This window comes from Synechococcus sp. OH30 (genome assembly GCF_047462175.1).
Classification (GTDB): Bacteria; Cyanobacteriota; Cyanobacteriia; order Thermostichales; family Thermostichaceae; genus Thermostichus.
Map to the genome: position 1 here is coordinate 265,600 of NZ_JANSIP010000002.1, position 25,596 is coordinate 291,195.

22 protein-coding genes are annotated in these 25,596 nt (G+C 57.6%); 15 read left to right on the forward strand and 7 right to left on the reverse strand.

Going from position 1 to position 25,596, the window contains the following annotated elements:
• Position 1: 1 nt before the first annotated feature.
• The 7 genes from atpB to NW830_RS04165 all read left to right on the forward strand — a co-directional run bounded on the left by atpB (position 2) and on the right by NW830_RS04165 (position 5,468).
• Complete coding sequence (atpB, locus tag NW830_RS04135) at positions 2-748, forward strand: F0F1 ATP synthase subunit A (RefSeq protein WP_414361225.1); 747 nt, start codon at positions 2-4, stop codon at positions 746-748.
• A 221-nt stretch (positions 749-969) separates the two neighbouring features.
• Positions 970-1,218 carry an ATP synthase F0 subunit C gene (gene atpE, locus NW830_RS04140; protein WP_414360871.1) on the forward strand — a complete coding sequence of 83 codons (249 nt, stop codon included), beginning with the start codon at positions 970-972 and terminating at the stop codon, positions 1,216-1,218.
• An 87-nt stretch (positions 1,219-1,305) separates the two neighbouring features.
• Entirely contained in the window at positions 1,306-1,779 is a 474-nt protein-coding gene (locus tag NW830_RS04145) for a F0F1 ATP synthase subunit B' (protein ID WP_414360869.1), read from the forward strand.
• A gap of 47 nt (positions 1,780-1,826) precedes the next feature.
• A complete protein-coding gene (locus NW830_RS04150) occupies positions 1,827-2,357 on the forward strand; it encodes a F0F1 ATP synthase subunit B (protein WP_414360866.1) in 531 nt (176 codons plus the stop codon).
• 23 nt (positions 2,358-2,380) lie between these two features.
• Positions 2,381-2,929 (forward strand): ATP synthase F1 subunit delta, encoded by a 549-nt coding sequence (gene atpH, locus NW830_RS04155; RefSeq protein ID WP_414360863.1) that lies wholly within the window; start codon positions 2,381-2,383, stop codon positions 2,927-2,929.
• Between the two features lie 43 nt (positions 2,930-2,972).
• Positions 2,973-4,493 (forward strand): F0F1 ATP synthase subunit alpha, encoded by a 1,521-nt coding sequence (atpA, locus tag NW830_RS04160; protein ID WP_414360860.1) that lies wholly within the window; start codon positions 2,973-2,975, stop codon positions 4,491-4,493.
• Between the two features lie 30 nt (positions 4,494-4,523).
• Positions 4,524-5,468 carry a F0F1 ATP synthase subunit gamma gene (locus tag NW830_RS04165; protein WP_414360858.1) on the forward strand — a complete coding sequence of 315 codons (945 nt, stop codon included), beginning with the start codon at positions 4,524-4,526 and terminating at the stop codon, positions 5,466-5,468.
• Positions 5,469-5,472: 4 nt separating this feature from the next.
• Here the strand turns inward: NW830_RS04165 and NW830_RS04170 are convergent, their stop codons facing one another.
• The 7 genes from NW830_RS04170 to NW830_RS04200 form a co-directional block, all read right to left on the reverse strand.
• Entirely contained in the window at positions 5,473-7,164 is a 1,692-nt protein-coding gene (locus tag NW830_RS04170) for an ABC transporter permease (protein WP_414360856.1), read from the reverse strand.
• Between the two features lie 460 nt (positions 7,165-7,624).
• Entirely contained in the window at positions 7,625-8,671 is a 1,047-nt protein-coding gene (locus NW830_RS04175) for a Fe(3+) ABC transporter substrate-binding protein (protein ID WP_414360854.1), read from the reverse strand.
• Positions 8,672-8,970: 299 nt separating this feature from the next.
• On the reverse strand, positions 8,971-12,705 hold the full coding sequence (locus tag NW830_RS04180; protein ID WP_414360851.1) for a PAS domain S-box protein: 3,735 nt from the start codon (positions 12,703-12,705) through the stop codon (positions 8,971-8,973).
• Between the two features lie 122 nt (positions 12,706-12,827).
• Positions 12,828-13,379 (reverse strand): hypothetical protein, encoded by a 552-nt coding sequence (locus NW830_RS04185; protein ID WP_414360849.1) that lies wholly within the window; start codon positions 13,377-13,379, stop codon positions 12,828-12,830.
• Positions 13,380-13,452: 73 nt separating this feature from the next.
• The gene (locus tag NW830_RS04190) at positions 13,453-14,061 is read right to left on the reverse strand and encodes a Uma2 family endonuclease (protein ID WP_414360847.1); all 609 of its coding nucleotides are present in this window, start codon (positions 14,059-14,061) and stop codon (positions 13,453-13,455) included.
• Between the two features lie 27 nt (positions 14,062-14,088).
• Positions 14,089-14,673: a Uma2 family endonuclease gene (locus NW830_RS04195; protein WP_414360844.1), complete on the reverse strand. Its 585-nt coding sequence runs from the start codon at positions 14,671-14,673 to the stop codon at positions 14,089-14,091.
• Positions 14,674-14,731: 58 nt separating this feature from the next.
• Positions 14,732-15,316, reverse strand: a complete 585-nt coding sequence (locus NW830_RS04200) for a Uma2 family endonuclease (protein ID WP_414360843.1) — start codon at positions 15,314-15,316, stop codon at positions 14,732-14,734.
• A 166-nt stretch (positions 15,317-15,482) separates the two neighbouring features.
• Between NW830_RS04200 and csx2 the strand changes: the two genes are divergently transcribed.
• The 8 genes from csx2 to csx18 all read left to right on the forward strand — a co-directional run bounded on the left by csx2 (position 15,483) and on the right by csx18 (position 25,239).
• Positions 15,483-16,742, forward strand: a complete 1,260-nt coding sequence (csx2, locus tag NW830_RS04205) for a TIGR02221 family CRISPR-associated protein (protein WP_414360840.1) — start codon at positions 15,483-15,485, stop codon at positions 16,740-16,742.
• A 217-nt stretch (positions 16,743-16,959) separates the two neighbouring features.
• Entirely contained in the window at positions 16,960-19,950 is a 2,991-nt protein-coding gene (gene cas10 / locus NW830_RS04210; protein WP_414360838.1) for a type III-B CRISPR-associated protein Cas10/Cmr2, read from the forward strand.
• Positions 19,947-21,071: a type III-B CRISPR module-associated protein Cmr3 gene (locus NW830_RS04215; protein ID WP_414360836.1), complete on the forward strand. Its 1,125-nt coding sequence runs from the start codon at positions 19,947-19,949 to the stop codon at positions 21,069-21,071. The genes cas10 and NW830_RS04215 overlap by 4 nt, the downstream gene beginning before the upstream one ends.
• A 44-nt stretch (positions 21,072-21,115) precedes the next feature.
• Entirely contained in the window at positions 21,116-21,886 is a 771-nt protein-coding gene (gene cmr4, locus NW830_RS04220; RefSeq protein ID WP_414360834.1) for a type III-B CRISPR module RAMP protein Cmr4, read from the forward strand.
• A 13-nt stretch (positions 21,887-21,899) separates the two neighbouring features.
• Positions 21,900-22,292 (forward strand): hypothetical protein, encoded by a 393-nt coding sequence (locus tag NW830_RS04225; RefSeq protein WP_414360832.1) that lies wholly within the window; start codon positions 21,900-21,902, stop codon positions 22,290-22,292.
• Positions 22,292-22,933, forward strand: coding sequence for a Uma2 family endonuclease (locus tag NW830_RS04230; RefSeq protein ID WP_414360830.1), 642 nt, complete (start codon positions 22,292-22,294; stop codon positions 22,931-22,933). The genes NW830_RS04225 and NW830_RS04230 overlap by 1 nt, the downstream gene beginning before the upstream one ends.
• 29 nt (positions 22,934-22,962) lie before the next feature.
• On the forward strand, positions 22,963-24,909 hold the full coding sequence (locus NW830_RS04235; protein WP_414360828.1) for an RAMP superfamily CRISPR-associated protein: 1,947 nt from the start codon (positions 22,963-22,965) through the stop codon (positions 24,907-24,909).
• 30 nt (positions 24,910-24,939) lie between these two features.
• Entirely contained in the window at positions 24,940-25,239 is a 300-nt protein-coding gene (gene csx18 / locus NW830_RS04240; protein ID WP_414360826.1) for a CRISPR-associated protein Csx18, read from the forward strand.
• Positions 25,240-25,596: the final 357 nt, after the last annotated feature.

Here is a 25,596-nt window from a genome sequence, read left to right on the forward strand (position 1 = left end):
TATGAACCCGTCCTTCTCCCCTCCTCTTCTCCTAGCAGAACTGGAAGTTGGCCATCACCTCTACTGGCACCTGGGCAAATTTACGGTTCATGGCCAGGTTTTGATTGCCAGTTGGATTGCCATTGCCCTGATTTTGACGGTGGTGCTGTTGGGCACTCGTCAACTGCAGCGGGAGCCCGCTGGCTTGCAAAACTTTATCGAGTACACCCTGGAATTTGTCCAGAGCATTGCTCGCGCCCAGATTGGCGAGAAAAACTTCCGGCCTTGGGTACCCTATGTTGGCACCTTGTTCCTGTTTATTTTTGTCTCCAACTGGATGGGCAATCTCTTCCCCTGGAAGTTGATTCCCCTGCCGGAAGGGGAGCTGGCTTCTCCCACCAACGACATTAACACCACTGCCGGCTTGGCGCTGCTGACCAGTATCATGTACTTTGCGGCTGGCATCAGTAAGCGGGGGCTGTCCTACTTTAAAAAGTACATCGAGCCCACGCCAATTCTACTGCCCATCAACGTCCTGGAAGATTTCACCAAGCCCCTCTCCCTAAGTTTTCGTCTGTTTGGCAACATCTTGGCAGAGGAGCTGGTGATTGCAGTGTTGGTGTTGCTGGTGCCGCTGTTGATCCCGGTGCCAGTGATGGTTCTGTTCTTGTTTACAGGAGCCATTCAGGCTTTGATCTTCGCAACCCTCTCAGCGGCTTACATTGGAGAGGCGCTGGAAGGGCATGGGGGTGGCGATCACCACGACTGACTGCTGGGGATCGTTACGGCCCCTACCCAGTTCAAGGCCCAGCTCTTCCGATCTCTCCAATGGGTTGTCGCAAGGGATCCCTTCTCTGGTAAGGTTTGTTGGGGCCGAGGGCGTAAGCCTGGAGGCCACCGACAAGGGGGGCGACCGGCTTGGATACTCAAGCTAGAGCACCTCGAAGCTCAAAACCCTGTTGTAACGACAAGGAGCATCTTGCTATGGCTATGGATCCGTTAACCTCTGCTGCTTCTGTTTTGTCTGCTGCTCTGGCCATTGGTCTGGGATCCCTGGGGCCGGGGCTGGGCCAAGGGAATGCCGCTGCTGCTGCTATGGAGGGGCTGGCCCGCCAGCCAGAGGCGGAAGATAAGATCCGCGGCAACCTGTTGGTCAGCTTGGCCTTCATGGAAGCTCTGACGATCTACGGCTTGGTGGTGGCCCTGGTGCTTCTGTTTGCCAACCCCTTTGCCTCTTAGTGCCGTTGTTTTGGGGGGCAGTCCGGATGCCGGCTTGCCCCCAGATCTTGCTTTGTCTCAGAATTCCGTTTTTGTCGGTGGGGCCCCATGATCTCCTCAACCCTTTTGGCTGTCGAGGCCGCCGAGAAAAATGGCCTCTTCGATCTGGATGCCACCTTGCCCATCATTGCCGTTCAATTCTTGTTGTTGGTAGCCGTGCTCAACTCTCTCTTCTATGAGCCAGTTACTCGGGTTATCGACAGCCGCAACGACTACATCCGCACCACTCAGGCGGAAGCCCAGGAGCGGTTGGAGAAGGCCACGGCTCTAGCCCAGGAGTACGAGGCTGAGATTAGTCGAGCCCGCCTCCAGGCACAGGAAGTGATGGCCGAGGCGGAAGCAGCTGCGGCGCGCATTCGTGCGGAGAAGTTGGCAGCGGCTCAGGCGGAGATCCAAGCCAAACTGGAAGCGGCGCGGCGGCAGATTGAGCAGGAAAAGCAGGCGGCCCTTGAACAACTGCAGCAGCAAGTGGAGGCTATTGCTGCCCAGATCACCGAGAAGTTGCTAGGCAGCGTCCGTTAGGTAGTCAATTTCCTAGGGAGTAGTTTGTGATGCTGGTGTGCAGCTGGATGTCCGCTTGGCTCCTAGCCGTTGCTGAGCCGGTAGTGGAAGCCGCCGGGGTGTCGATCCTGGAGGCAATTCTGGAAAGCAATCTGGTCAACATTGCCATCATCTTGGCTTTGCTGTACGTTTTGGGCCGCCGAGTGGTGGGGGAAGCGCTGGCGAAGCGGCGGGAAGGCATCCTCGAGGAACTGTACCAGGCGGAGCAACGCAAGCAGGAAGCCATCACGAGGTTGGCGGAGGAGCAGCAAAAGCTGGCGCAGGCCCAGCAGGAAGCAGAGCGCATTCGCCGCGAGGCGGAGGTTAACGCGGAAGCTCGCCGCCAGGAGCTGTTGCAGCAGGTGGAGCAAGAGATCGAGCGGCTGCGCGCCAGGGCGGCAAGGGATCTCGCTGCTGAGCAGGAGCAAATTCTCCAAGAGCTGCGCCGCCAAATTGTGCGCCAAGCTCTGAGCAAGGTGGAGCAGGAGCTGCCGCAGCACCTCAATGAGGAGATTCACCATCGCCTAATTGAGCAAGGGATCCAAATGATCGCCCGCTAGCCGAAAAGGAGAAATAGAGACCTATGATGACTAGAAAAATGACCCTCAGGCTGGTGGATCCCTACGCCGAAGCCCTACTGGCTCTGGCGTCTGGGCAAGGGCTGCTGGACACCTTTACCGCCGATATTCGTTTCCTTGCTGCCGTTTTGCAGGCCACGCCGGAGCTGGGCGAGTTTCTCGCTAGCCCTCTGGTTAAGGCGGAAGCCAAGAAAAAACTCCTGCAGCAGGTGTTTGCCCCTCAGATCCACCCGCTGCTGCTCAATGCTCTTCAGTTGCTGACCGACCGCCGCCGCATCATGTTCCTTGAGGCTCTCTGCCGGCGTTTCCTAGAGCTGCAGCGGAAACTGCAAAACATTGTCCTAGCTGAGGTAACCACCGCCGTGCCCTTGACGGAGGCCCAGCAGCAACTCCTCCGTGAGCGGGTGAAGGACTTCACGCAAGCTAGCGGCGTAGAGCTCCAGATTAGCCAAGATCCCACAGTGCTAGGCGGAGTAATCCTCAAGATTGGATCCCAGGTCATTGACCTCAGTTTGCGCGGCCAGTTGCGCTCGCTGGCCCTGCGGTTGGTTTAAGTTTTGTTTTTAGATCCCCTTCCACTTCCCTGAGAGGACTGCCATGCCTACCATTCGCCCAGATGAGATTAGCACCATCATCAAGCAACAGATCGAACAGTACAACCGGGAGATGCAGGTCTCCAATGTCGGCACAGTCCTACAAGTAGGAGACGGCATTGCCCGAATCTATGGCTTGGAGAAGGTGATGGCCAGTGAGCTGCTGGAGTTTGAGGATGGCACTCTGGGCATTGCTCTCAACCTAGAGGAGGACAACGTCGGCGCCGTGCTGATTGGCGACGGCCGCAGGATCCAAGAAGGATCCACCGTCAAAGCCACGGGTAGAATTGCCAGCATTCCGGTGGGGGAAGCCCTGCTGGGCCGCGTGGTTGATCCCCTGTGCAATCCCCTCGACGGCAAAGGACCGATTCACTGCACCGAAACTCGCCTCATTGAGTCCCCCGCTCCCAGCATTATTGATCGCCGCTCCGTGTATGAGCCGCTCCAAACCGGCATCACTGCCATCGATGCCCTGATTCCCATTGGGCGGGGACAACGGGAGCTCATCATCGGCGACCGCCAAACTGGTAAGACCACCCTTGCTGTCGACACCATCCTCAACCAAAAAGGCCAGGATGTCATTTGCATCTACGTGGCCATCGGCCAGAAGCAGAGCAACATCGCCCAGGTGGTGAACATCCTCACCGAGCGGGGGGCAATGGACTATAGCATTGTGGTGGCTGCCGGCGCCGACAGCCCGGCCCCACTGCAGTGGCTAGCTCCCTACTGTGGGGCCACCATTGCTGAATACTTCATGTACCAGGGTAAGCACACCCTGGTGGTCTACGACGACCTGTCCAAGCAGGCAGTGGCCTACCGCCAAATGTCGCTGCTGTTGCGCCGTCCACCTGGCCGGGAAGCCTATCCGGGAGATGTGTTTTACTTGCACTCGCGGCTATTGGAGCGGGCGGCTAAGCTCAACAGCCAGTTGGGTGAGGGCTCCATGACAGCCCTGCCAATTGTGGAAACCCAGGCCAATGACGTATCGGCCTACATTCCCACCAACGTTATTTCCATTACTGACGGCCAGATCTTCCTGGAGTCAGATCTGTTCAATGCCGGCATTCGCCCTGCCATCAACATCGGGATCTCCGTCAGCCGCGTTGGCTCGGCGGCCCAAACCAAGGCTATGAAGAAAGTGGCTGGCTCGCTGAAGGTGGAACTGGCGCAATATCGCGATCTAGAAGCCTTTGCCCAGTTTGCCTCCGACTTGGATGAGGCCACCCAAAAGCAACTGGCCCGCGGTCAAAGGCTGCAGGAGATCCTCAAGCAGCCGCAGTACTCGCCGCTGTCTCTGGATCAGCAAGTGGCCATTATCTACGCGGGGACGCAGGGCTACCTGGACGACATCCCGCTGGAGAAAGTCTCCAGCTTCAAGCAGGGCTTGCTGTCCTACTTGAGCACCGCCCATCCCAAATATGGCGAGATTGTCCTCTCCACCAAGCAGCTTACTGAGGAAGCGGAGGAGATCCTCAAAACCGCCATCGCGGAGTTCAAGCAAAGCTTTGTGGCGAAGGCGGCCTAACGGAAGTTACCCCAGCAAGAGGGACTAGTTATGGCAAAGCTAAAGCGGATTCGCGACCGCATCAAGGCAGTGAAAAACACCCGCAAAATTACGGAAGCCATGCGCCTGGTGGCGGCAGCGCGGGTGCGGCGGGCCCAGGAGCAGGTGATGGCCAGCCGTCCTTTTGCCAATCGCTTGGCCCAGGTTTTCTATCGGCTGCAGACACGGCTGCGGTTGGAAAATGTCGAGCTACCCTTGCTAAAGCAGCGCCCTGTTGAAACGGTGGGCTTGCTGGTGGTGGCTGGGGATCGAGGCCTATGCGGTCCTTACAACGCCAATGTTATTAAGCGCACTGAGGAGCGAGTGCGCGAGCTGCAGGAAACGGGGCAGCGGGTGCAGTTCTACCTAGTGGGCCGCAAGGTGGTGCAGTATTTTCAGCGGCGCTCTGCCCCTATCGCCAAGACCTACGTGAACCTGTCCCAGATCCCCACTGCCGCTGAAGCTGCTCAAATTGGGGATGAGCTGCTCTCCGCTTTCCTCTCCGAGAAGGTGGATAAGGTGGAGCTCATCTACACTCGCTTTGTCTCGCTGATTAGCTCGCGGCCAGTGGTGCAGTCGCTGCTTCCTCTGGATCCCACGCGCCTGGCTGCTCGCGACGATGAGATTTTTAACCTGTTGGTGCGGGGGGGAGAGTTTGTGGTCGAGCGCAGCAAGATCGTTGCTCCTGTCTCTGCCCCGCCACCGGACATGATCTTCGAGCAGGATCCCGTGCAAATCTTGGATGCGCTCCTGCCCTTGTACATGAACAATCAACTCCTGCGAGCTTTGCAGGAGGCAGCAGCCAGCGAGTTGGCGGCGCGGATGACAGCCATGAGCAATGCCAGCGATAACGCCACTGAGCTCATCCGTACCCTCAGCCTTGCCTACAACAAAGCCCGGCAAGCAGCGATTACCCAAGAGATCCTCGAAGTGGTAGCAGGTGCTGAAGCCCTGTAGGAGCCTACGCCGAGAAGCCCAGATTACGCCGCTGAGCCATTTGCGAGCTGAGCAGGATGACGGGTAGGATCCCTACGAAAACAATTGCCAAAGCAGGGGCACCGGCCTCGGCAAGGCGCTCGTCGGCCGCTAGGCGGTAGGTGTGGACGGCTAGGGTGTCGAAATTAAAGGGGCGCAGCACTAGCGTCGCCGGCAGCTCCTTCATCACATCTACAAACACCAGCAGCATTGCTCCTAGGATCCCGCCTCCCATTAGGGGGAGGTGCACCCGCCACAGGGTACCTAGGGATCCCTCCCCTAAACTGCGGGCTGCCTCGTCTAGACTGGGGGGAATGCGCAGCAGGGTCACCTCAACGGTGGCCAAGGCCACTGCCAAAAAGCGCACCAGATAGCCAAACACGAGGGCAGCAATGGTACCGCTGAAGACCGGCCCGGGTGACTGCTGCAGCAGCACCTGCCGCAAGTAGCTCAGTAGTTGATCCAGTTGCCCCAGGGGAATTAAAACCCCTACGGCAATTACTACTCCAGGCAAAGCATACCCCAAGGAAGCCAGCCGCACCGCTAGCCCCAGGCCCCAGGCCGATCCCCGCTGTAGTCGCAAGCCGTACAGCACCACTACTGACACCGAAACGGCAATCACCGCTGTAATCGTGGCCAGAAGGAAGCTGTTCTGGGCGTAGCTCCAAAAGCGGTGGTGCAACTCCCCCTGGCGCAGAGTCATCTGGAGGAGGATGAGGGCAGGGACGACAAAGCCCAGCCCAATGGGGAGCCCACAGGCTAGCCATGCTCCTAGAGCGCGGATTCCTTGGAGGCGGTAACGGGTTGGCGTGGGCCTGAAGCCTTGGCGATAGTAACGCGCCCGCCGGCGGGAGAACTGCTCCAGGCCCCTCAGCAGCAATACCCACAGCAACAGCAGCGCCGAGAGCTGAGCTGCTGCCACCGGATTGCCCAGCGCCGTCCAGGTACGGTAGATGCCGGTGGTCAAGGTATCGACGCCAAAATAGCTAACTGTGCCGAAGTCATTCAGGGTCTCCATCAAGGCCAGTAGGCAACCCGCCATGATCCCCGGTCGGGCCAAGGGCAAGGCCACCCGGAAAAAGCTGGCCCAGGGTCCGTAGCCCAAGGAGCGGCTCACCTCCAAACAGGCCACCGACTGTTCCTGGAAGGCCAGCCGTGCCGAGAGATACACGTAGGGGTAGAGGGTGAGGACGAGCAGCAGGATCGCTCCCCACAGGGAGCGAATGTTGGGGAACCAGTAGTCGCCGATCCCCCAGCCGGTAACGCGCCGCAGCCAGATCTGGAAGCCGCCGGTTACCTGCAAGAAGTCGGTGTAGGCATAAGCCAACACATAGGTGGGCGCCGCTAGGGGTAGCACCAGCATCCACTCCAGCCAGGCCCGCCCCCAGAATTCGCACATCGTCACCAGCCAGGCGGTGCCGCTGCCCACCAGGATGACTCCCACTCCCACCCCTACCATCATCAGCAGACTGTTGCGCAGGTACAGCCCCAAGACCGTGTTGGCCAGGTGCTCCCAAACCTGCCGTTCATCCGCAAAGAGGCTGAGGAGAACCGTGAGGATGGGAACGAGGATGAGACCGCTGAGAGTTAGGGTCAGAAGCGTCCATCCGCTCAGAGGTGGGAAGCGGATGTTTTGTAGAAATTTGCTCAACAGCTTTAGCCTAGTTCGTGTGTGCATCTCAATAAAAACCTCAGCACGCTCTAACGAAGGGATCCTCTAGGGAACTCCCCCCTTTAGCAGCCAGGTTCTCTTTCAGAACAAGCTCTTCGGCAGTTTAACAAAATAGGCAGTGTTCTCGTCTTGCTGGTTTTCTAGGTAGGGTATCTCTTCTAAAGAACAACCAATTCCTCTAGCTTATCGTGCCCTTGACCAGGCGGTTGTTTAGGCCGAGGTCAAAAACATCAGCAGCACCAGAAATGTTAATGTAGATGGCCAGCTCCCGGGGTTTTACCATCCTGCTTGAGGACTAGGAAGGTCGCATTTTTACTTGCAGCCAGGCCTGTTCTCTCTAGAGGATAGAGAAACCTCTAGAAAGACCTAAGGGTCCTTGAGCCGTCCTAGAGCATAAATGCTTGGCCAAAAACTGTCAAGCTAATTCACGTTTGTGGCTCAAGCAATGGGAGGCTGCACTTGGGATCTACTTCCAACCAGCCCGATCCATCACTCTCAAGGCCTCGGGAGTAACGCGGCCAATGCTGGCGGCGTTGATTGTGTCCTCCTTGAAGGTGCCAAAGCTGGCCACCACCGAGTCGATCTCCGCACCCGGCAGCACCGGGTATTCGTTGTTGCTTTGGGCAAAGATGGCCTGCGCTTCTGGGCCGGAGAGGAACTCCAGAAACTGGATGGCTGCCTCTTTGTTGGGAGCCGTTTTCAAAATCCCAGCGCCGCTGATGTTGACGTGAGTGCCGCGATCCTGTTGGTTGGGAAAGAAGACGCCGATTTTCTCCGCTACGGCGCGATCTTCAGGATTGTCGGATTTAATCAAACGCGCCAGGTAGTAGGTGTTGGCCAGGGCCACGTCTCCCACGCCAGCAGCCACCGCTTTGATTTGATCAATGTCTCCCCCCTCAGGCGGGCGGGCAAAGTTAGCCACCAAGCCCCGTGCCCACTTTTCCGTCTCCGGGATCCCGTGCGCCAAGATGAGGGAAGCCGTCAGAGATTGGCTGTACACATTGCTGGAGGAGCGGGTGAGCACCTTGCCCCGCCACTTGGGGTTGGCCAGATCTTCGTAAGTGGAGAGCTCCTTGGGATCCACCTTGTCTTTGTTGTACATAATTACCCGCGCCCGCTTGGTCAAGCCAAACCAGTAGCCTTCCGGATCCCGCAGGGATTCTGGGATGTTCCTAGAGAGCGTCTCCGACTGGATAGGTTGAAACAAGCCTTCGTTTTGAGCTCGCCACAGCCGGGCTACATCCACCGTCATGAAGATATCAGCGGGACTGTTGGATCCCTCGCTGCGGAGGCGCTGAGCAATCTCATCGGCGTTGCCCTGCACCCAGTTCACCCTAATGCCTGTTTTCTGTTTGAAAAGTTCGTACAATTTCTCATCAGTGCTGTAGTGCCGGGAGGTGTAGAGGTTTACCTCCCGGTTGGCACCGCGAGCTGAACGTCCCAGAGAGCCTACTGCCAAAGCTACAGAGCCCAGTACGGCTCCGTTAACCAATTGCCGTCGTGATAGGCGCATACCTAACCCCTAAACTCAAAAAAATCTCAACAAAGACTGCTGCACTGGCTCCAGCGGCAGTGCTGGCGGCCACGAAAGGGCTTGAAAAGCCTATTCCCTAGAAGCCGGACACCCCTGGTAAGCCTCGGCTTCCCGGAGCTTTGCTAGCCCAAGCTTATTGAGAGTCTCTATCAGGAGCCTCAGGCTAGGGCAATGATAAGGGATCTCAAGTACTGAGTCAAGCTCTTGGAAGCTATTCTCATCTAGGCTTAAAGCCCCCCTAGAGGCAAGCTTACGAACTCCCTCGCCGAGTGGGGGAGTTATAGCTGCGACAGATGGGGCAGGTGGAGCGTAAAGGTTGTCCAGCCGGCGGCGCTGCTCACCTCGATGGATCCCCGCAACTGATCCACCATCTGCTTCACCAGGGCCAAGCCCAAACCCGTGCCCCCTTCCTTCCAGGGATCCTTGCTGGGAATGCGGTAAAAGCGCTCAAAGATGCGCATCAGCTCCTCGGCAGGGATCTCTTGGCTGTTGCTGACCTGGATGCGGCTTTGACGATTTTCCGTTTCAATTTGCAAGCGGATGGATCCCTGGGCTGGGGTGTATTTCACGGCATTGTGCAAAAGCTCGCGCAGGATCCTGCTCAACAGCAGGCGATCCGTCGTGAGGCTGCTTTCGAGGGGGACACTGGCGTGAAAGCTCTGCCCCTTGGCGCGGGCCCGCTCCTCGGTAACGGTCAGCAGATCCCCCAGCACCTCCCGCCAGGTGAGGGCTTGCACCTCCAGAGCGTAGGCCCCCGCCTCCAGGCGCTGCAGATCCAGCAGGTCGTTGATGAGCTCGATTTCCCGCTGGCATTCTCGCTCGGCAATGCTTAGATATTGAGCTCGCTTTTCGGGGGAGGGAGCCATCTGCAGCATCTTCAGAGCCATCTTTAGGCTGGCCAGGGGGGTGCGCAGCTCGTGGCTGACGGTGCTGATAAAGTCATCTTTAAGACGGTTAAGCCGCTCCAGGGCTTGCACCTGCTCTTGGGCAGCTTGGAACAGGCGCGCCTGGCGCAGCCCAATGGCGCATTGGTTGGCCACCTGCTGGATCAGTTGGATCTCCTGGTTGTCAAAAGGACGTGCAGCCGAGCGAAAAATCCACAGATCCCCTAGCACCTGGCCTTTGTCTAGCAAGGGACAAGCCATCACCACCTGGCGGTTTTCTGGAGCCCTCCCTGAGAAGCAAAATAGACAAAGCTGTCCTCTGAGCAGTTGCCGGTGAATGTCGTCGTAGGGCCCTCCCACTAGGGGTAGAGAAACGTTCAGGTAGGAAGCGGAGCGGGGGCAATACTCGTAGCTGATGGTGGAAAGGGTAAGGTCGGCGTTGTAGAGACCGATATCGCAGCCATCGGCATCTAGACTCTCTCCCAGCTCGCGCACGGCGTCGCTGAGGATCTCGGCTTCGTCGAGAGAATCGCGCACGCGGTCGGTGATGCGTTTTAGGATGGCCTCAAATTGCAAAGCCCGCTCCAGCTCGGCGGTGCGCTGTTGCACCTTCTCCTCTAGCGTTTGGTTCAGGGCTTTTACCTGCTCGTAAAGCTGGGCCTGCTGCAAAGCAATGGCCAATTGCTCCGATAGCTCTTGCAAAAGCCTGATCTCCCCCTCTTGCCAAGGACGGCTAGCCCGGCAGTGCTGCGCCACCAAGAGGCCCCAGAGCTCCTCCCCCCGCCGAATGGGGATCACCAAGTTGGCCTGAGCCTGGAAAGAGTCCAAGAGCTCCCGGTAGCAGGGATCCAAAGGGGCCGTGGCCACATTGTCGATGGCCTGCACAAAGCCCTGCTGGTACTTGCGATAGCAGGGATCCTGGCGAAAGCAAGCATCCCACACGGAGCGGCCTAAGTGGCTGGGCCAGGGATCCAGGACGGACTCGGCGGCTACAAACCCCCCCATGCCCTCCTGCAACTGGTAGATTATCACCCGATCCACCTGGAGAAACTCTCGCACTTCCGCCGCCGTGGTTTGCAGGAGGGGCTGCAAGTCCAGCTTCTCGCGGATCCGGCGCAGCAGGGATCCCAGAAGTCTTTCTCGCTCTGCCTCTTGCCGCAGCAAATCCTGGGCTTCTTTGAGAGGGGTTATATCGACAACAATGCCGCAAATGGCATAGGGATCCCCTTGCCAATCCCGCAGGGCAAACTTGGTGATCCACTTTTCTTGCTTTTTGCCGTCTCGACAAATGGTGCACTCATAGCTGATGGGAGCGGGAGACTGAATGGCTCTTTGATCTTCCTTGCGCAACTCCAGAGCTTCCTCTGGCGAGAAGAGCTCCGTATCAGCCTTGCCGAGAACTTCTTCTGGGAGTTTACCGTTTTTTTGCAGGTAAGCTTGATTGACCTGTAAGTAGCGGCCTTGCAAATCTTTAACAAAGATGGGAAAAGGGATCCCGTCGAGGATGGCCTTGAGGCGGGCTTCGCTCTCTCGCAGGGCCAGCTCCGCCTCTTTTTGCTCGGTGATATCTTCTGTGATGCCGGCAATGCGGATCACTTCTTGCTGTTCATTGAAAATAGGTCGGCAGGAAGTTCGCAACCAGCGCACCCGACCATCTCGATGGAAAATGCGATAGGTAACCGGCTTCTCTCCTCGGATAACTTGAGCTACGGCTTGCAGAACCTGAGGCAGATCTTCGGGGTGGATCCTGTCTTTCCACAGATCCGGCTTCTGGTAAAACTCCTCCGGCGTGTATCCCCAAATCTGTTCACAACGCGGACTTACGTAGGGAAATTGACCAAAATCTGCTGAACTTAGGAAAAAGCTTACAGGAACAACTTCCGCAATTTCCCGGAAGCGGGCTTCGCTTTCCCGCAGCGACAGTTCCGCCTCTTTTTGCTGGGTAATGTCGCGGGTGCTGCAGACGATTCCTGCCACCGCAGGATCCTGCAAAAGATTAGTACAGCGGCTCTCTAGCCACACCCAATGGCCATCCGCATGCTGTGCCCGATAGATAAAGCTGAGCGTTTCGCCAGGTCGAGCCTTGAGGTGTTCAAGAGCACTAGCAACAATCTGCCGATCTTCTGGGTGAACCCAATCCAAAGGTATAGGTTCTCCCTCCTCAAGACAACGACCTAAAATTTTCTCAGCAACCGGGGGATTGAAGGGATAGACCAAGCCTTGGGCATCGGTCCGGCACAAAATGTCGTGGCTGTTGTTGAGAAAGGCGCGAAAGCGCTCCTGTTGTTCTCGAACCTGCTGTTCCAGCCGCTTTTGTTCCGTAATGTCCAAGGCAATGCCGAGGTACCCCAAACCTTTGGACTCATCCTGCAGCTTCACGGCCAGGCGATAGACATAGCGCTCTTGGCCTTGAATGATTTCCTTGCCCTCCATCTGGAAAATCCCTTGCCGCTCTAGGTCGGCTAGAGCTTGGGAAGTGAACTCCAGCCACTGGGGGTACTGCCGAGCCCCCTCTTGCAGGGAAGTGCCCAGCAGGTCGCCAAACCAGGCACGGTCGGTGGCATTTTGCAAAATCAGCACCCCCTGAGGATCCCTGGCCCATATGGCTGCCGGCAGGGCGTCCAAGAGGGCTTGCAATTGGGCTTCCCGCAGCCGCAGATTGTCTTCCAGTTGCTTCTGCTCGGTGATGTCTCGGCCGACCCCGCGAATAAACTGCAGCCGGCCTCGCCGGTCGAAGATGCCCTGGTTGATCCACTCAAGCCACCGCACCTGTCCCGCCGCGTCCACCATCCTAACAACCCTCGTGAAGGTGGGCTGCTGAGGGGTGAGCTGGGCTATCTGCTGCCGCACCTGCTCTTGCTCCTCTGGCAACAAGGCCTCGATCCAGCGCCGGCCCCGCCAGTTGCCCAAAACCCTCTGGCAGACTTCGTTGCACTCCACCAATGTCGTGTCGGGCCGCGCCAGGGTGACGATGTCGGGAAAACCAACCTGGGCCTGATGCAGCCGTCGCCTTTGCCAGAAGACAAGCGCCAGGAAAGAGGCTGCCCACAAAAGCAGCCACGGCCAGTTGCGCAAAGCATCCCTGACGACTAGGCTAACGGTTTCTAGAAGCTCCCCAGGAATAGTCATGACGGCTTAGCATTACTAAAGTTCTGTGAAGATACGCAAGAGCACCTATCCAAATTCACACCCACTCTCGACAGCTTTCCAAGGATTGCCAAGTACTACAATCAACAGCTTATGAGGAAACCTCACGGGTTCATATAGGCCTGAATCCAGCCTGCCAGCCGCTGCGCCAAGGCAAGGGCTTCCGGCTCGCCTTTTTTGATCGCCGATTGGCTACTGAAACACGCGATTACTTCTTCAAGCTCTTGTTCAAAAGCACCGCGGCGAAACTGCAAGCGTACCTGAGCTTGTATCTGAAAGCTTTCCTGGGCCTCTTTATCCAGGATCTCTTGTCCCAGCCGCTGCAGCCGCACCCCTTGCAATTGAGCGAAAGGATAAGAGAAGACCTGCTGCCGCCAAATCCCCCAAGGGCCACCCAGCCGGGTCAGGGTCACCCGCTGCCGCTCCCGATCCACACTCAAGATCTGCCCCAGCCCCCAAGGGATCCCGATCCCCAGGCCCGCTGCTACAGCCAGCAGCCCCAGCAGGGGGGAAGGCTGCCAGAGCTGGGATCCCAGCGCCAACAACCCCAGCCCCGCCCCCACCCGCCAGGCCAGTTGCTCAGGGGTAAACCTTTGCAGGGCAATCCGCAGCCGCCTGGGGGTGCGCTCCAGAACTTGCAGGTGAACCAGCGCCATGGAAGGGGATCCCGTTTTTGGGGCCAGTTTACCAGGTGCCGCTGGAGGGTTTTGTTGCTAAGTTGGCAAAGAACTAAAACTCAGGTTCGGCAAAAAACTCCGACAAATCCAAGGCAAACCCAGGGATCACCTCTTCGCCTTCTAGGATGTCGCCTGGCCGCTTCAGTGCTGTGGGCTCAGGCTGACGGTAAACCAAAACATACTTTTCTTCGGGATGAATAAGCCAAACAAGGCGGGATCCGTTCTCAAAATAATCGACGATCTTGTTGTGGATCTCTCCTACAGTGTTGTCATCAGAGAGAACTTCCACAACCAAGTCTGGGGATCCCTCGATATAACCCTTGGGGATCCCGCCAAGGGATCGCAGCCGCTCTTTGGAGAAGAAAGAACAATCTGGGGAGCGGCGATTGCCGGATTTCATTTTAAACGAAGTGTCGGAATCGAAGACAACACCCATTTTTTGGGCTCTAGCATAGGCAGTCAGGAAAAAACTGATTAAACTGACGTAGTAGCCATGTCTTGCACCCGCTGAGCCCATCGCAATTAATTTTCCATTTACAACTTCGTAGCGATTGCCATCATCGGGCAGAGCCATAAACTCTTCATCAGTCCAAATCTTCCCAGAAGCTGTTGCAGAGCTTTCGGTAGGTTCCTTTGCTAGCCTTTCCAGAGCTTCAATCATGGTAGCCCTCTCAGATAGCTAAAACAACTAAGGGATCCCAGCCTGAGCAAACACATCCTGGGGAACAACCTTCAAGCCCGGCAAGAAATCATCTTGGATGGCTTGGGATCCTGTAAAAGTCTTTGGTGGGGCATCGGGGTAGAAGATGGTGATGCTCTTGGCCTGCGGATCTACAATCCAAACGCGGGGGATCCCAGCTTCCAGATAGTCCACTGCCTTTTGAACCACAGCCCCAAAACTCTGGCCGGGAGAAAGAATCTCCACTACCAGTTCGGGAGCTGTTGGACAAGGGCCATCTTCCTCAAGCTGCCCCGGCCAGCGTTCAAATGAGACATAAAGCAAGTCAGGAACGGGAAGCCACTCCTGACCCCGCCTTTGCAAAACAATTGCCAGCTCTGGGTATACGTCCCCCTTGCCTTGACACCACGCATCCAAAATGAAAAGCAATCGCTTCTGCAAAGAGGCATGAAATCTTTTAGGGGACATCGGCACATCTTTGGGAACAGCTTGCCCATCAACCAGCTCATAGGTCACATCTTCCTCTGGCAAGGCAAGAAACTGTTCAGGAGTGAGTTTTTGATGGGAAGCTGATACCTCTGCAGTTGATAGCATCACGAGTTCCTCATCGCTGACTCTCTTCTTGACCTCAGCTCAAACTTGGCTGAGCCGGCTAAGGGATCCCAGCCTGGGCAAACACATCCTGCGGGACAACTGCTAGACCCGGCAAGAAATCATCTTGGATGGCTTGGGATCCTGTAAAGGTCTTTGGTGGGGCATCGGGGTAGAAGACGGTGATGCTCTTGGCCTGCGGATCTACAATCCAAACGCGGGGGATCCCAGCTTCCAGATAGTCCGCTGCCTTTTGAACCACAGCCCCAAAACTCTGGCCGGGAGAAAGAATCTCCACTACCAGTTCGGGAATGGCCGAACAGGGCTCATCGGCCATGGCTTCAATTGGCAATCGCTCATGGGAGATGTAGGTGATGTCTGGGATCGGGATCCAGGGCCGCGCTTGTCGAGTAAGGAGAATTGCCCATTCAGTATGAGCAGATCCCGGTTTGGGACACTCAGCAGCGGAGCACCAGTCCTCAAGGATTCGCCACAGAATGGGCTGAAGACGAGCATGGAAGCGCTTTGGCGACATGGGTTCATGTTTGGGAACAGCTTGCCCATCGACCAGCTCGTAGGTAGCGTCTTCCTCTGGCAAGGCAAGAAACTGTTCGGGAGTCATCGATAGCTTTTCGGTCGAGAGCATGCCAGGATCCCCATCGTTCTAGAGGTCAACTGCTTCCTAGGCTAACTCCGGCCTCTTTCCACCTTCACTGCTTGGGAAAAGACGTCTTGTTTTTGTGAAGGGGAGTTTCCAACTTGCAGTAACTTGCAAGCGGTTGTGCTTTGCAGACCCAACCGCGAGGATCCCCATGGCTAAAACCCTTTTGACCACCCTGGGCACCGGCGATTACACCGAGACGGTGTATTGTTTTGGGGAGCGGCGGGCAGAGAAAACCTGCTACGTTGCCAAAGCCCTCTGCCAGCTCTTTGAGATGGACAGAATTATCCTCCTGCTGACGGAAGAGGCCCGTGCCAAGCACTGGAGCCGCCTGCAGGAGTCCTTGCCACCCCATGTGGAGAAGGTGGCCAAGGCCATTCCCGAAGGCAAAACCGAGGCGGAGACCTGGGCCATCTTCGACGTGCTGGTTGACAGCATCGAGCCCAACACCCGGCTGTTTTTTGATATCACCCACGCCTTTCGCTCCATTCCCCTGCTGGTGCTCTTGGGAGCTGCCCTTTTGCGCAAGGCCAAAAATGTCGAGATCCAGGGGCTCTACTACGGCCTCTACCGCCCTGGTCAGGCAGAAACCCCCATCATTGATCTCACCCCTGCCCTTCGGCTTTTGGACTGGCTGACGGCCACCGACAAGTTCATCAGCACCGGCTCAGCCCTGGAGCTGGGCCAGCTTTTGGACAGGGTTCAGCGGGACTTTTACCGGCAGCAAAAGCCCGGCAAAAGGGATCCCAGGCCTACCCGGCTGCAGAGCTTTGGGCAAGCCATCCGCGACATCTCCCGTTCCCTGGAGCTGGTGAGGCCGGTTAGCCTTTTGGAGGACGACCTGCCCAGGTTGCAGAAGCACTCCACCCAGGAGTTGGCAGAGGAGGTGGGCCAATTTGCCAAGCCCTTTGGCCTGCTGCTGCAAAGCATTCAAGATAGCTATAGCCAACTGGCGCTGCCGGCAGACCAGAAGGAGGATCCCCGAGCTCAAATTCAAAAGCACTTTCAACTGCTGCGCTGGTATGTGGAAAAGCGCTTCACCACTCAAGCCCTTCTCCTGGCCCGCGAGTGGGTGGTTTCTGCCCTTTGCCTCTGTGAGGGGATCCAAAACTACCGCAGACGAGAAGCGCGGCAGGGGATTGAACAACAGTTGGGATCCCTCATTCAGCAAGAAGAGCAGCCTCAGTCTCTTCCTCCCATTGCCGCCCACGTTCCCGATGCCAAGCAGCTGGCTGATCTTTGGTCTTGCCTTAGCCAGTACCGCAACGACGTGGCCCATGTGCAGATGAATCCCAAACCTCTACCCAGCGAAGCTCTGGAGAGCTTTGTGCTGCGGGATCTGCTGCCTAGGCTGGAGGCGCTGTTTCCCAATCTCACCTGCTCAGAAACTGCCGCAGCCTTGGAATCTTAGTAGGCTACAGACATCGGCCCACCCTCAGGTTCTGAGTTTTCAAGCTCGGTCAAACAGTTGGCAGGGGCTTAGCTTGCACAAGTCCTACTGAGCTGGAGAAATACTAAAGAAACCTGAGGGCTGGTCGGGATTGGTGGATTTTGTTTTGTAGCTTCTGCAGCCAGGTATCCGGTGGCTGCCGGGGTTTTGTCTACTTTTTTCTCCTGCAAAAAACACCATGTCTCATCACTACTGGCAAGCGAAGCTCTGGGGTTTGCTGCATGATCCTGCCCTCAAGGCCCTCCACGACGCCTCTGGCCGCGCTAAGGAAGGGCTGTGGCCAAGCCTAGCGGCGATGCGGGGGTGGATCTCGCCCAAGGCGGAGGGATCCCTCCTAGCAAGCGTTGGCGATGCGGATCTGATTGCCTCCGCCAGCGATCGGGCTGCCATTGGCCACCTGCCGGTTGCCATCGACTACCAGGTAGCGGATCGCGGCTACAGCCTGGGGCCGGGCCTGGAGATGAGCCATCTGCTTTCGGGGCGCAAGCGCTTTTGGCAACTGCCCGAAGACAAGCACCGGGCCCTGCAGCAAGCCAGCTCCCGCGCCGAGCACCTGATGCAGCTAGAGAAAAAGGTGATTCCCGATTGGATCCGGCAAGAAGAGGAAGATATCCAGAAGGTGTTCTGGTGGTTCTGGCGCTGTTTTCCCCAGGCGCTGGTTCGGGAGTTGGGCGATGAAAGCCTGCTGCTTTTGCCGGCGGAAACGCGGCTGCCGGATGGATCCCTGTGGAGCCACACCAGCGTCGTGGCGGCCCTGGCGGGCTGTTTGGCCGGCTACGACGAACCCAAGTTCACGCGGCCCTTTTTGGCCAGCTTCACCTTCAACCCCATCCAGGAGCTGATCAAAGCCAGCCGCAAGATGCGGGATTTCTGGGCCGGATCCTGGCTGTTGCACTACCTCTCGGCGCGGCTTTGCTGGCGCCTAGCGGAGAAATACGGCCCCGACTGCCTGCTCTACCCCAGCCTCTACGGCCAGCCGTTGATCGATGCCTGGCTGCTGGAGAAGTACCCCAAATTTGCCGAGTGGATCCCGCAGCCTTCTGCCCACGCCCTGCTCACCGCCGGCTTCCCCAACGTGATCCTCTTGCTGTTGCCGGAAGAGCGGGTGGAGGCGGCCATGCAGTTGGCCCAGCAGACCCTCAAAGAAGAATGGCGCCACCTGGCCGAAAGAGCGCTGGAGCACCTGCAACTGGAGCGCCGCTGGCTGGTGCAGTTGCGCCCGGAGGATCCCACCTGGAAGGGATGGCTGGAGCACCAGTGGCAGCTCTACTGGGCAGCGGCACCCCTGGGATCCCCCCAGCAAAGGCTCAAAGACACTACCATCCTCAAGTCCCAGGAGCCGGTCGAACGGGATCCCTGGGTCAGCGCCCAAAACCGCACCTACCACCTAACAGGAGAGCGGCAGCTTTTTGCCGACGCGGAGCTGAAGTTCCTGCGGATCAGCTTCTGGGATCCCCAAAAGCAGCAGCACCGCCAGGGCAAGCCGGGGCTGAACGTCGGCTCCTGGTGGGCAGCAGCCGTAGAGGCGACGCGCCGGCTGCAGGCTGCCTGCAAACAGGCCCGCGATTGGCAACTGCCGGTGGCCTTTGGACCGCGCAGCACTGTCTCTGGTGTGGGGCCGGTGGTTCACCCTTCCCCCAGGGATCGCTGGATTGGCGAAGGGGAGAGCCGGCGGCTTTGGCAGCGGCAGGCGGGGCTTTTCGATGGCCGCGAGCAGCTCAACGCCACCGAAACGGTCAAGCGGGCCCTGGACAAGGTGTTGCCGGAGCTCTTTCCCAACCTCGATGAAGACAAGATTGCCGCTTCCTACCCCGATCTCACCGCCGGTGTGGCCGGCTACCTGAAAACCCACGGGCGACGGGAGCAGGAGCACTTGGAGCAAGCCTGCCGGGCCGTTGAGGCCATCCACCCCGGCATTCGGGAAGTGCTGCGGGAGATGCGCGGCAAGTGGGGGATCCCGTGGGCCGACCAGCAGAACCTACGCTACCACCCGCGGCTGCTCAACGCCGGCTGGCTGGTGGAAGACCTGGAAGTAGACGCAGCAACCCAGAAGCGCTGCCGCCAGGAGATAGAAGCCACCCTCAGCCGCTACTACCCCAGCATCAACCCCGCCAGTTGGTACGTGCTGGCCGCCGGCGATGGCGACGACATGGGCCAGTGGCTGAGGGGGGAGAAGATGCGACCCTACTACGACTACCTGCCCCAGCCGCTGCAGCGCCTAGCCGATGGCTGCAAAGACACCATTGGCCAGGTCATCAACTCCGAGGAGCTCAAGCAGGTCAAGGACGCCTTCGGCGAGTTTGTTAAAACCAGCCGCAAGCGCATGGGCCCGGCCACCCACAGTGCTCTCAGCCGCGCCCTGTTGGATTTTTCCGGTCAGTTGGTGCCCTACCTTACCGAGCAGCGCTACGCCGGCAGGCTTATCTACGCCGGGGGAGACGACGTTTTGGCCTATACCAACCTCTGGGAGTGGGATGGCTGGCTCTGGGACATCCGCCAGTGTTTCCGCGGCGGCGAAGACGACTGGCGGGAGTTCGCCAACGAAGGGGACTACTGGCAGTGGCAAAAGGCGCAGTTACCGCCTGGCCTCAGCCGCCGCCCTCTTTTTACCCTGGGATCCCTGGCCAGCATTAGCTTTGGCGTGGTGATTGCCCACCACTCGGTGCCCTTGGCCATTGCCCTGGAAAATCTCTGGGAGGCGGAAAAAGGCGCCAAAGGGCAGGCCTATGCCCATGGCAGCCCCAAGGACAGCGTCCAGGTGCGGGTACTGTTTGCCAACGGCAACCAACTGGTGGGCACCAGCAAGTTCGACACCTTCGACAAGTGGAAAGACCTGCTGGATTTTGACTGGAAGTTGCTGGGCCAACAGCAGGATCAAAGCTCGCTGTTTGAGCAGGCCGCCCAGCTCTGGGAGCAGCACCCCGCCCCCAGCGTGGAAGCTGTGCCCGATTGGGCCCGCTTGTTCTGTAGCCGCCGGGATCTCTTTGGCGGCGAAAGCGAGCAGAGGGATCGCTTCCAAGCCAAGCTAATCGAGTTTATCCAGCACTTTTGGCAGCACAGCCTGCCTGCCCAGCCGGCAGCCTGGGATCTGGCCATCAAAAACTGGTTTAAGCTAGCGGCCTTTGTGCTGCGCAACCGCACCGTGAAATTGGGGAGGAACGGTCGATGAGTTGGTTTGTGCTCTCGCCTTTGGATGTGTGGATGTTTCGCGATGCCAGGCCCTTTGCGCCGGGGGAGCGGGCCTGGGCCACCAGCGGCTTTCCGCCCAGCGGCCACACCCTGGCCGGAGCCCTCCTGGCCCACCTGGGCCAGCCGGCAACCCTGCGCCTGCGCGGCCCCTTCCTCTGCTGGGATGAGCAGCTTTACTTCCCCAGCCCCCTGCACCTTGACCAGGGATCGCCGCTGGTGCCCATCCCCTGGCTGGAAGAGGAGCATTCCTACAGCGGCTACCGTTGGGATCCCACTCGGCCCGCCCCTTTGGTAGCAGCAGCTCCGGAGGAGGAACGGCCAAGCCCCAAGCAAAAGGCCGCCGGCTACCTGCCCTTTCAGGCGGTGCAAAAAGCGCTGCAGGGCAAGGGCTGGGATCTGGCTCAAGCCGTTCCGCCCCCCTGGGTGGCGGAGGTGCGGCCCCACAACACCCTGCAGGCAGGCAAACGTCAGGTGCGAGAAACCGATGGCTACTTTGTGGAAACCTGCATCCGCCTGCAGCCCGGCTGGAGCCTGGCTCTTTCCATCGAGTGCTGGGATCCCGAGCGCGAAACCTGGGATCCCTTGCCTCTGGAGCAAGAAGTCGTGGTGCGGCTGGGGGGAGAAGGCCACGGCGCTCTCCTAGGCCCTTGCCCAAAGCTGGGCAAGCAGTGGCAAGCGCTGCAGGAGCTCTCCCAAGAGACCTTCCGGCAAACCCGGCGGGCTCTCGCCTACCTCGTCACGCCTGGAGTGTTCATCAAGAAGGTGAACGGGCGCTCCCTCTGCCGCGCCTGGCCCTGGGAATGGCGCTTGGCCACCCCCCATCCCGCCCACTCCCTCACCGGCCCTCTGGTAAGCGTGGCCACCGGCAAGCCGGTTCCCATCAGCGGCCGCCTGCGGGTGGATTCCCTAACAGAGCCGCGCAAGACCAGCTTACCCGCTCCGCAAGTGTTTGCCGCCCCACCCGGCAGCGTCTACTACCTGGAGCAGCCGGCTCCCCTTGGCCAGGACGAGCCGGAGCTGGAAAATGGCCGCCTCAACGTCTTCCACCGCTGGCGGCTTTTGGGCTACAGCGAGTTGCTCTGGCTGCCTTGGGTTAACTGATGCTTTTGCAGCCCTGTTCTTTGTCGATAAGGAGTGTTTTTTCGATGACTTTTCACCTGGTTTATCTCACCCTGTTAACCCCCCTGCACACTGGCGGCACCACCCAAGAAGGCAACCTCTTGGGCATTGCCCGCGAAGCCCACACCAACTTGCCCTACATTCCTTCCAGCACCATCCGCGGCAAATTGCGGGCCAGTGTGGTTGAGAAAGAGTTAAAGTTTGAGCTCTTTGGCAACGAAATTGGGGAGGGGGATCAGCTTACCCAAGGCTCCATTTGGATTGGGGATGGATCCCTGTTGTGGGTGCCGGTGGCTTCCCTCAGCCACGGGGTAGTCTGGATGAGCTGCCCCCTCTTGCTCAAGCGCTGGCTGCGGCTAAGTGGCCAGCAGTTGCAGGTGCCGGATCCCTATAGCACCAACTTGGAGACAAACCGGCCCCTCTACCTCAAGGATGCCATCCTGAAAAATGGCCTGAAAAAGTGGGCCAACTGGCAAGACTTTGTCAAGTCTTCCAGCATCACCCGCGTCATCGTTTTGCCGGATCAGCACTGTGCCACCCTTATTCAAATGAGCCTGTGGCGGCAGGTGAAAGTTAAGCTCAGCGAGCACAAAGTTGTAGAAGGCGGCTTTCGCTACGAAGAGGCCATCCCCCCCGATAGCTTGATGTACTTCACCTGGGGGGTAACAGCCCAAGCCAATGGCAGTTCCCAAAAAGCAGTGGAGCAATTTCGGAAGCTTCTGCAGGATAACCAGCTTCTGCAAATTGGCGGTCAGGAGAGCCTAGGCCGGGGCTTTGTCGAGTTGTCTTGGAACTAGTTGAGGAGGTTTTATGGAAACTTTTGATCCTCGCACGTTGGCCAAGCCTGTTTACGAATCCCTTCGCCAGTTAAGGGCTCAAACCAGAGACCAAGAAAAGCTTAAAGAGCAGAAAAACCAGGCTGTGGAACTCTACACCTACCTTTCCACCTGGGGCCTGCTGCGCCTTAAGGCAGAAGAAGATGCCCTCAGCCAAGACGGCAAAAAGCAAGTGGTCAAGGAGTTCTTTAGTTGTCTGGAAGAGATTTCTGGTCAGAAGGGAATTGCCAACTCCAATGGTCTGGATCGTCTTATGGGATTGAGCGTTGAAGAGTATCTAGGTTTAACAGGGTTAGGGCTGGCTTTGGCTCAGGAGTTTGGCTTTTGGGCTACGGCCATCTACCACGACATCAAAGGAGGAGAGTGATGGGCGTCGCGATCCCCCTGCAAGCGATTTCCCTGCAAGAAGGCAGCCGAGTGGTTATTCATTCTCTTACCTGGCAAGACTGCGAGAGCATTCTGGAGGAGCTGGGCGAAGATCGCCACACTCGCATTGCCTACTACGATGGCACTTTCGAGATCATGTCTCCCTTATCCAAACACGAGCGCCTTCATCGCATTGCCAGTGACATTGTAAAGGCTCTCTTAGATGCTCAGGGGAGAGATTGGGAAGACTTTGGCTCAACAACCCTTAAAAAGTCAGGCAGGGCTGGAGTGGAGCCCGACACCTGCTTCTATGTCAATCACCTGGAGTTGGTGCAAGGTTGCGAGGGCAGGATCGATGTCGATCAGTTGCCCCCACCTGATCTGGCCATCGAGTCCGACGTTACTTCCCAAACTTTTATCGAGGCCTATAAGGCTATTGGCGTGCCGGAAGTTTGGATCTTGGGTGAGCGAAGTTTGCGGATCTTTATCCTGCAGGGAGAAGACTACATAGAATCAAGCTGCAGCCGGCTTTTTCCAGACTTCGACATCCCCAATCTTGTACCTCAACTCATTCGACGCGCCCTAGAAATTGGTACCAGCACCATGTTGCGTGAATTTCGCCAAACCCTTGGCAATTCCTAACCCTGTTTCCCGCTTTTGGAGAAGATCCCATGACCGGTCATCGCCCTGCTCGTCCTGGCAACACGCCTCAGCCGCTTGCTCGTCCCCCCAGGCCAGGGGATCCCAGCCGCCGGCCGCCTCAGGAAAATCGGGGCCCCAACTCTCCTAGAGGAGGCAATGGAGGGGGCAACAATCCTCCGCCCTCGCCTTGGCTGGGTCACCCCTTGGATCCCACGCCCAGGCCGGATCCCACCGCCGGTTTTATTGAATATCTGCGTTGGATGCGAGCGCCGGTCGATGCTTTTAAAGACGGCACCAAAGCGGAGCTGGCGCACCAAGTGGAAACAACGATTAACCTTGGAGCCCGCCTGAAAGTTTTGAATGAGCGCACCCGACGCCTTGCCAGCGACACCTTTCAGGTTACCTGTCCCTGGCGAATTCGAGTCGGTGGGGCCAAGGGCCCAGAGAGCATGTTGCTCCCCGCTTTCGATCACTTAGGGATCCCTTACATTCCTGGCTCCACCCTGCGCGGTGTGGCCCGCTCCCAGGCCATTCGGGAGCTGATGCAGGAGCGCAACCTATCTTGGGATCAAGCAGACCAAGCTGTAGCTCCTTGGTTTGGCCACCTACAAGCTGAGGAAAAAGATAGCGCCGGCAAGGTTATCTTTTTGGATGCCTATCCGGTACCCACTCGGCCCCAAAGGCCGGAGGGTCCCGATAACTCCAAAACGGGGGGGCTGGCTGTAGATATTGCTAATAACGTCTGGAAATGGAATGGAAAAAATCTTGAATACTCGCCCAACCCCAACTTGTTCTTCTCTCTCAAGCAAGCCACTTTTTTGATTGGCCTACGCAAAGGCAGCGGCTGCACCGATGAGATGCTGGATCAAGTTAAGCAATGGCTCCTCCGGGGTTTAGAGCAAGGGGTGGGATCCCAAGTAAATACTGGCTACGGCCGGCTGGTTTCCTCAGGAAGATCCCCCGACAAGTACCGGGGAGAATTCTTGCGGCTGCCCTTTGAGCTAAAAGGCCAACTCATTCACGGGCGCCAGGTAGTCAACTGGAGGCCCGATAGGAATCGCTACGACAACCGATCCATCGCCGAAGTGCGGCCCGTGGCCTTTAAGAATATGCTGCGCTATTGGTTTCGCACCTTTGCCCTGGGAGTTTTGCCGGTCGATCAGGTGCAGGAGTGGGAAGGGCAACTTTTTGGCGCCATCACCCCTAAGCAAAAACACGGCTGGATCCATGTAGATCTCCTAGATGGCAAAGTCTCTCAGCTGGAGCCAGAGCCCAATCAGCAAGGAAGAAATAAACCTGCCGGACGACAAGAAGGGATCCTCGTCTTGAGTCTTTCGGGCGAGTGCCAAAATTACGCCTCCCAAGCAGAGCAGGAGGCCGTGAAAAAGCTCTTTGCCAACCTCACCTGGATGATGTTCCATCTGGGAGGTGTGGGCCAAGGGGCCAGAAGACCCTGCTACTCCCGCCAAAACCGCGAGCGCGCTCCCTGGTGGCGCGGCTCTACCCTAATTCCCAGATCAAAGGATGCCTTTTGGGAGCTGCCAGAATCGGTGGCTGAGTTTCAGAAGCTTTTCCAAAAGCGTCTGGAAAACTTTTTTGCCGCTCTCAAGACTCTGACCAAGCAGGCTATTAACCCCAATAGCCCAAGAAGTGTTGGCCGAGTTGACAAGGATAAATGGCCGCAAGCGGTGGATGCCAACTGCCAGATTGTCGTCTGCAGCGGCGAGGAAGACTTTAACAAACCCTATGCCCTGGCCACTTTGCATCGTCTTGGCCGGCAGGGCGAAGGCCGGTACGACAAATTCTTGTGTGGGGGTGTACAGGGAGGTGCTCTGCCCTCTCCAGTTTGGATTGCCGATTTGGGTGATTACCAAGTGGTTACCGTTTTTGGAGCAACGGCGGATCCTAGGAAAAGGTATCTTGACGAGCTCAAGAGAAGTGCCGATAGCTTTGGAGTAATCTGGCCCTTGAGATAGAAAAAATCTTGGAGAGTTTTCGGGAAAACCATGCCTAGAAAGAAGACCAAAGCCAAAGTTCTCAGAAACCTTGTTACAGCTACAATTAATGGCTTGATTACACTAGTCATTTTGCTCATTGCCCCCTTGGGCCTAGCAGCCGTGATTACCAACACTATTCTGGTTACAATTGCCAGCTTCTTTTCTGGAAGCTTAACGGAGATAGTCATGGATCTTTTGTCAAGTCCTGAAATTAATGTAGATGTTTTACCAGAAGAGCGCCAATCCAAGACCAGCACTTCCATAGAGCCAAGGCGAGGCTCAGAGAGTCTGCGTCGAGATGATCGATAATGCGAACCTTGTATGTTTCCCAGCAAGGGTGCAGGCTAAGCCTCAGGCAAGAGTTTGTGCTGGTTCATTTGGGCGATTTGCTCTTGCAGGAGGTGCCTCTGCCCTTGCTGGAGCAAATTATGAACTACCCCACCGCGCAGGCGGGTGGGGTTTCCCCAACTGGGCAAGGCTTTTGTCTCTTCCTCTGCCCCAGTTGCTCCGTGGATCCCGTGTACCGGGTCTGTGAAGTAGAGCTGAAGCATCCAAGACTCACGAGGCTGGTCCCCAGCCCCGGTTGCTGATTAGTAGCAACGTTGTACAGTACCATCACCGTCCCCCTGTCCCGCGGTATCGCAAAACCACAAGCAGGGCAGACAT

What these genes read in the sequence shown, in the direction of transcription:
- NW830_RS04190 (WP_414360847.1), bottom strand. Translation starts at nt 14,061, where the DNA reads ATGATTGAAGCTCTGGAAAGGCTAGCAAAGGAACCTACCGAAAGCTCT.
- cmr4 (WP_414360834.1), top strand. Translation starts at nt 21,116, where the DNA reads ATGACTTTTCACCTGGTTTATCTCACCCTGTTAACCCCCCTGCACACT.
- atpB (WP_414361225.1), top strand. Translation starts at nt 2, where the DNA reads ATGAACCCGTCCTTCTCCCCTCCTCTTCTCCTAGCAGAACTGGAAGTT.
- NW830_RS04175 (WP_414360854.1), bottom strand. Translation starts at nt 8,671, where the DNA reads ATGCGCCTATCACGACGGCAATTGGTTAACGGAGCCGTACTGGGCTCT.
- csx2 (WP_414360840.1), top strand. Translation starts at nt 15,483, where the DNA reads ATGGCTAAAACCCTTTTGACCACCCTGGGCACCGGCGATTACACCGAG.
- atpA (WP_414360860.1), top strand. Translation starts at nt 2,973, where the DNA reads ATGCCTACCATTCGCCCAGATGAGATTAGCACCATCATCAAGCAACAG.
- NW830_RS04165 (WP_414360858.1), top strand. Translation starts at nt 4,524, where the DNA reads ATGGCAAAGCTAAAGCGGATTCGCGACCGCATCAAGGCAGTGAAAAAC.
- NW830_RS04225 (WP_414360832.1), top strand. Translation starts at nt 21,900, where the DNA reads ATGGAAACTTTTGATCCTCGCACGTTGGCCAAGCCTGTTTACGAATCC.
- atpE (WP_414360871.1), top strand. Translation starts at nt 970, where the DNA reads ATGGATCCGTTAACCTCTGCTGCTTCTGTTTTGTCTGCTGCTCTGGCC.
- NW830_RS04185 (WP_414360849.1), bottom strand. Translation starts at nt 13,379, where the DNA reads ATGGCGCTGGTTCACCTGCAAGTTCTGGAGCGCACCCCCAGGCGGCTG.
- NW830_RS04235 (WP_414360828.1), top strand. Translation starts at nt 22,963, where the DNA reads ATGACCGGTCATCGCCCTGCTCGTCCTGGCAACACGCCTCAGCCGCTT.
- NW830_RS04195 (WP_414360844.1), bottom strand. Translation starts at nt 14,673, where the DNA reads ATGCTATCAACTGCAGAGGTATCAGCTTCCCATCAAAAACTCACTCCT.
- atpH (WP_414360863.1), top strand. Translation starts at nt 2,381, where the DNA reads ATGATGACTAGAAAAATGACCCTCAGGCTGGTGGATCCCTACGCCGAA.
- NW830_RS04180 (WP_414360851.1), bottom strand. Translation starts at nt 12,705, where the DNA reads ATGACTATTCCTGGGGAGCTTCTAGAAACCGTTAGCCTAGTCGTCAGG.
- csx18 (WP_414360826.1), top strand. Translation starts at nt 24,940, where the DNA reads ATGCCTAGAAAGAAGACCAAAGCCAAAGTTCTCAGAAACCTTGTTACA.
- NW830_RS04145 (WP_414360869.1), top strand. Translation starts at nt 1,306, where the DNA reads ATGATCTCCTCAACCCTTTTGGCTGTCGAGGCCGCCGAGAAAAATGGC.
- NW830_RS04215 (WP_414360836.1), top strand. Translation starts at nt 19,947, where the DNA reads ATGAGTTGGTTTGTGCTCTCGCCTTTGGATGTGTGGATGTTTCGCGAT.
- NW830_RS04170 (WP_414360856.1), bottom strand. Translation starts at nt 7,164, where the DNA reads ATGCACACACGAACTAGGCTAAAGCTGTTGAGCAAATTTCTACAAAAC.
- NW830_RS04200 (WP_414360843.1), bottom strand. Translation starts at nt 15,316, where the DNA reads ATGCTCTCGACCGAAAAGCTATCGATGACTCCCGAACAGTTTCTTGCC.
- cas10 (WP_414360838.1), top strand. Translation starts at nt 16,960, where the DNA reads ATGTCTCATCACTACTGGCAAGCGAAGCTCTGGGGTTTGCTGCATGAT.
- NW830_RS04150 (WP_414360866.1), top strand. Translation starts at nt 1,827, where the DNA reads ATGTCCGCTTGGCTCCTAGCCGTTGCTGAGCCGGTAGTGGAAGCCGCC.
- NW830_RS04230 (WP_414360830.1), top strand. Translation starts at nt 22,292, where the DNA reads ATGGGCGTCGCGATCCCCCTGCAAGCGATTTCCCTGCAAGAAGGCAGC.